At 61.7% G+C, this 4,625-nt stretch carries 6 protein-coding genes; all 6 read left to right on the plus strand.

Annotation, left to right across the window (positions count from 1 at the left end; genetic code table 11):
- On the plus strand, positions 1–159 hold a 159-nt coding region (locus AKV04_RS27270), incomplete at its 5' end, for a lytic transglycosylase domain-containing protein (protein ID WP_162232907.1).
- A gap of 14 nt (positions 160–173) precedes the next feature.
- Entirely contained in the window at positions 174–473 is a 300-nt protein-coding gene (locus tag AKV04_RS18170) for a TrbC/VirB2 family protein (protein WP_054007834.1), read from the plus strand.
- Between the two features lie 15 nt (positions 474–488).
- Positions 489–755 carry a VirB3 family type IV secretion system protein gene (locus AKV04_RS18175; protein WP_054007835.1) on the plus strand — a complete coding sequence of 89 codons (267 nt, stop codon included), beginning with the start codon at positions 489–491 and terminating at the stop codon, positions 753–755.
- Positions 745–3,087 carry a VirB4 family type IV secretion/conjugal transfer ATPase gene (locus tag AKV04_RS18180; protein ID WP_054007836.1) on the plus strand — a complete coding sequence of 781 codons (2,343 nt, stop codon included), beginning with the start codon at positions 745–747 and terminating at the stop codon, positions 3,085–3,087. Before AKV04_RS18175 ends, AKV04_RS18180 begins: the two co-directional genes overlap by 11 nt.
- 191 nt (positions 3,088–3,278) lie before the next feature.
- Positions 3,279–4,199, plus strand: a complete 921-nt coding sequence (locus AKV04_RS18190) for a lytic transglycosylase domain-containing protein (RefSeq protein ID WP_082351729.1) — start codon at positions 3,279–3,281, stop codon at positions 4,197–4,199.
- Between the two features lie 216 nt (positions 4,200–4,415).
- Positions 4,416–4,625 (plus strand): hypothetical protein (locus AKV04_RS18195; protein ID WP_156317652.1); only part of this gene is annotated, 210 nt, incomplete at its 3' end.

The raw sequence follows: 4,625 nt of genomic DNA on the forward strand, positions 1-4,625 counted from the left end.
GCCACCTTCGGCAGCCTCGATCTGGCCCTTGCTGCCTACAATGCCGGACCGGAAGCTGTGCGCAAATACGGCGGCGTGCCGCCTTACGCCGAAACCCAATCCCACATCGTCAAGGTAATGGCGGCCTACGACCGCATCCTCGCTGACCTCAACATCTGAAGGACCCCCAAAACATGAAACCGACCGAACTGGCTCTTCTGGGCCTGACCCTTTGCACCCTGGTGGTAGCGCAATCCGAGCCCGCTTTGGCGCAGGTGGTCTTCACCAAAGCGGAGACCGTGGCCACTGGTGTGCTGGCCTCATTCCGCGGCACGCTCGCGACCGCCTTCTTCGGCATCGCCTTCGTGGTGACGGGGTTCCTCGCGGCCTTCAACCGGATCAGCTGGGCCTGGGTGGCCCTCGTCGTGGTCGGTGCCTTCCTCGTTTTCGCAGGCCCCGCAATCGTCGCCAACCTGCGCTCTTCGTTCAGCTGAGGCGGGGCAAGGGCCATGGAAAAAAGTGCTGTCATCCTCGGGCTTTCCCGGCAAGCCAAGTTCCTTGGCCTGCCGATGCCCTATGCCATGGCAGTGGGGGCCATGACCGTACTGCCCTTCATCCTGTTCAAACCGGTCTGGTGGTTTCTGACGGCCCCGATCTGGTACGGGCTTGCCCGGCTTGCGACCAAGGTAAACCCGAACGGGCATCATGTCTTTGCCGTCATGATGCAGGTGACGCCGCTCGCCATCATTCGGAAAGGGCGGCGTCATGTTTCTTGAGCGTGATGCGGAGCGGGGCAGGGCGCGGGCACTGATCCCGGCCGACCCGAAACTCTATGGCCATCTGCCCTACGTCATCGAGCTTGATGACGAGGTGGTGCGCACCCGCGACAACGGGTTGATGCTCTCGTTGGAGGTGACCGGGATTGATGGTGTCACATCCGCGGCTGCAGCAGTTTCCGCGCTGCGGGCTGGCTTTGCGCATCTGCTCGACACGCTGGATGAGCGCTTCACCTTCTATCTGCACCGGATGATGCGGGGGGCTGAGACGTGTCTCGCACCAATCCACGGCTCCGGCTTTGCCGCTGATATCGACCGGGCCTGGGGCAGGGAGCTCGCCCGCCGCAACCTGCAAGAATCCGTGCTGATCCTGACTGTCGTGCGGCGACAGGTTGCCCCCTTGGCCGTACCCTTGTTCAGCAAGGCCGCCGCCAAGGTTTTTGGCGAAGACAGCAACCGGCGGCTCGAAGAGTTGCGCGAGGTCACCTCGATCCTTGAGACGGGCCTTGGCATCAAGACCAAGCGGCTGAAGATCAGCGATGGCAGCCTTGTTGGCTTCTATGCATCCCTCCTCACCGGCGAGTTGCGCCAGCAGCCCCGCAGTCCATTCTGCCTTCTTGCGGAAGATGCCGCAGGGGCAGCTGTACGTTTTGGCCAAGGGGTCATCGCCATCGAAGAGGGGGCCACAACCGCCCGCTGCGCCGCCGTCCTCTATGTCAAATCCTATGCGACCGCGACCTGGCCCGGGATGTTGGATGCACTTGGGGTGTCGCAAGACACCATCGTCACCCACAGTTACACGCCGATCGAGCGCGGCAGCATCACCGAGCGCGTCAAACGCCGGGTAGCGCAGATGCGCGCCTCCGAGGACATGGCCGCGACCATCGAGGCGCAGCTTTTCGATGCGGCAGATAAGGTCGAAAGCGGCACCCTCGGCTTTGGCGTGCATCAGATGACGATCACGGTGTTCGCCGCCACGGAAGCAGCACTCGATACCGAAGTGGCCCGCATCCGGGGCATTGCCCACCAGAACGGCATGCGGCTGGTTCGAGAAGTGACGGCTTTGGAAGCCGCCTTCTTCGCAATGCATCCCGGCAATATGGATTACCGGGCCCGCGACATGACGGTGTCATCGGTCAATTTCGCGGACATGGCTGCACTGCACGCGGCAGACACCGGCACCGAGAAGGCGCGACTGCCCTGGCAAACGCCGATTACCGTGTTTCAGACCCTGCAAGGCTCGCTGCACCGCTTCAGCTTCCATGAGCCCGGCGATCCGCAGGCGGAACCGACCAACGGCCACACGCTGGTCTTGGGCAAATCCGGGGGCGGTAAAACGACGACGGTCGCCTTCCTCGCGGCCCAAGCCCAGCGGGCAGGCGGGCGTACGATCATCTTCGACAAGGAAGCGGGCCTCAAAATGGCGGTGCACGCCCTTGGCGGCCGCTATGCTGAAATCCGCGCCGGACGGCCCACGGGGCTCAACCCGCTCGCCACCGAATCCGGTGAACGCGGTGAGGCCTGGCTTCTCGACTGGCTGGTGGCGCTCTTGGAAAGCCGCAGCGGCCCAATGTCGCCCCTGCAATCCGAGGCCCTCAAATCCGCCATCGCCCAGAACGGTAAAGCGCGGGTCGGCCTGCGGAACTTCCGAGCGTTTCAGGAGCTGTTTGGTGATGTCGGTGACGGATTGGACCTCGCGCAGCGATTGCGCGAATGGGGGCCGGACGGCCGATATGGCTGGGTTTTCGGTGAGGCCAGCGAGCCAGTGGTCGATTTCACCAGCCACGATGTGACGGCGGTGGATCTCACAGAAATCCTCGACCTTGGCACTGAGCGCACCGCCATTCTCGGTACACTGTTTCGCCGCATCGAGATTCTGATTGAAGAAAAGCGCCCGACGCTGATCCTGATCGACGAGGCCTGGAAGGTGCTCGATGACGAGTACTTCGCCAAGAAACTTGCAGAATGGTTGGTCACCGCGCGCAAGAAAAACGTCGTCGTGGTGATGATGACCCAGTTTCCGAGCCAGATCCGGGGTTCCAAGGCGCGGTCTATTCTCGAGGCGCTGCCAAACCAATTGCTGTTCCCGAACGGTGAAGCTTCCAGTGCCGACTACGACAGCTTCCGGCTGACCGATGGCGAGTTGGATTTCGTCCTGAACCCGATCCCGGGCCAGCGACTGCTGCTATCGCGATCCCCACGTGGCTCCACGGTTCTCAACGTCGATCTCAAGCCCCTCGGGCCTTTGCTCACAGCGCTTGGCGGTGGTCAGGCCGGGCTCAATGCCTTCGGCGCCGACTATGCCGCGCGCCCCAAATTCTGGAAGGAATGATAGTTCAATGAAATCAATATATTACATAACCTTCATTATCGGACTCGGACTAACGAGCCTTTCAGGCTGTGCCGGTGTCCCTATCGCCAAGACCAATTGCTGGGCCAGTGCGGGCTCAACTGTAACTGCCTCCACCATGGGCGCAAGCGCCCCGTCAGGCGTTGTATCCCGTGCAGCCACTCCGGTTCTTGATGTCATTCCCTGCAAGTAAATCTCTTGGTCTGATCGGAGCATGGGCCTTGGGCGTGGCGGTCCTGCCTTGGGCTGCGGAGGCGCAGGGCGTTCCGATTGTCGACCCGAAGTCGATCATCCAGCACGGCCTCGAGATCGCGCAGATGTCCTATCTGACGGGCGCGCGAGAGCTTGAGGCGGACAAGAAGCGCCGCATCGATGCGTTGCACCAAGACCAGCTTGATGCGCTCGATGCGACACTGGTGATGATGACGGGCAAGACCCCGTGGATCGGCGATCTGGAGGTCCTGCCAGGTGCCGAAGCAGAGGTCTTCTATGCGGTGGAGGACAACAACCCCTACGCCGACCGTCTCTTTGGCGATGCCAAGACCAGCATTGAAGAGATGATCGTGGCGACGGCCCAGAAATACGCAGGCCACCCCGGCCTTGCCCGCGCCGGGCTGAACCCGGTCGAGTTCCGCATCTGGTTCCAGAGCCTTGTGAAGCAGGAATCCGGGTTTTCTATCGGGGCGCGCAGCCCGGTTGGGGCGTTTGGCTTGACGCAAGTGATGCCAGACACGGCCAAAGGCCTCGGCATCTACCCCGCCTATTACGACGACCCGATGCTGCAGCTTGATGGTGGCGCGCGGTATTTCCTGACGCAGCTGAACACCTTCGGTTCGGTGCCACTGGCACTCGCCGCCTATAACGCGGGCCCGGGAAATGTCACCAAATACGGTGGCATCCCGCCCTTCAAGGAAACCCAAAACTACGTCGTCCGCATTACCGGGTTCTTCAATGCTTATGCGGGCAAGATCACTGGTGTCGATCAGGTCGGCACCTTCGATCCGCGTGACATGGCCATCGCTGAGGCGAGCAACACATCGGACGCGGGTCTGACTATGGCATGGCGGCTTCTGTCGAGATCGAGGCATCGCTGAAGCGCTGCGCTCCATCATTGAGCGCATTCCAACAACCAAATCGGCAAAGGAAGCGCTGGATCTGAACAGCTATGCCCGGGCTGAGGCCGTTCGGATCGGGCTGATGGTCGAGCGGGTCAAGGCGGCGCGCGTAAAGGTCGATCAGACCCGCTACGCCCTTTGGCTCCAGGCCTATGCCGTCGACACAACATTCATCAAAGTAAGGGCAGATTCCGAATGATCACCTCACGCATCCGGGGCCTGCGCCCCCTTCTTTTGTCCGCAGCGCTTTTGCTGCCGGTCCCTGCCCTCGCCCAAGGGGTGCCGACCATTGATCTCACCAGCATCGCCAAGATCGGTCAGGTGCTGACCGAAGCCAAGCTGCAGGTGAAGGAGATGAGTGCCTACAACCTGAAGCTCGATGAGCAAATCCGGAAGCAGATCGAA

It is taken from the genome of Cypionkella psychrotolerans, assembly GCF_001294535.1.
GTDB classification, from domain to species: Bacteria; Pseudomonadota; Alphaproteobacteria; order Rhodobacterales; family Rhodobacteraceae; genus Cypionkella; species Cypionkella psychrotolerans.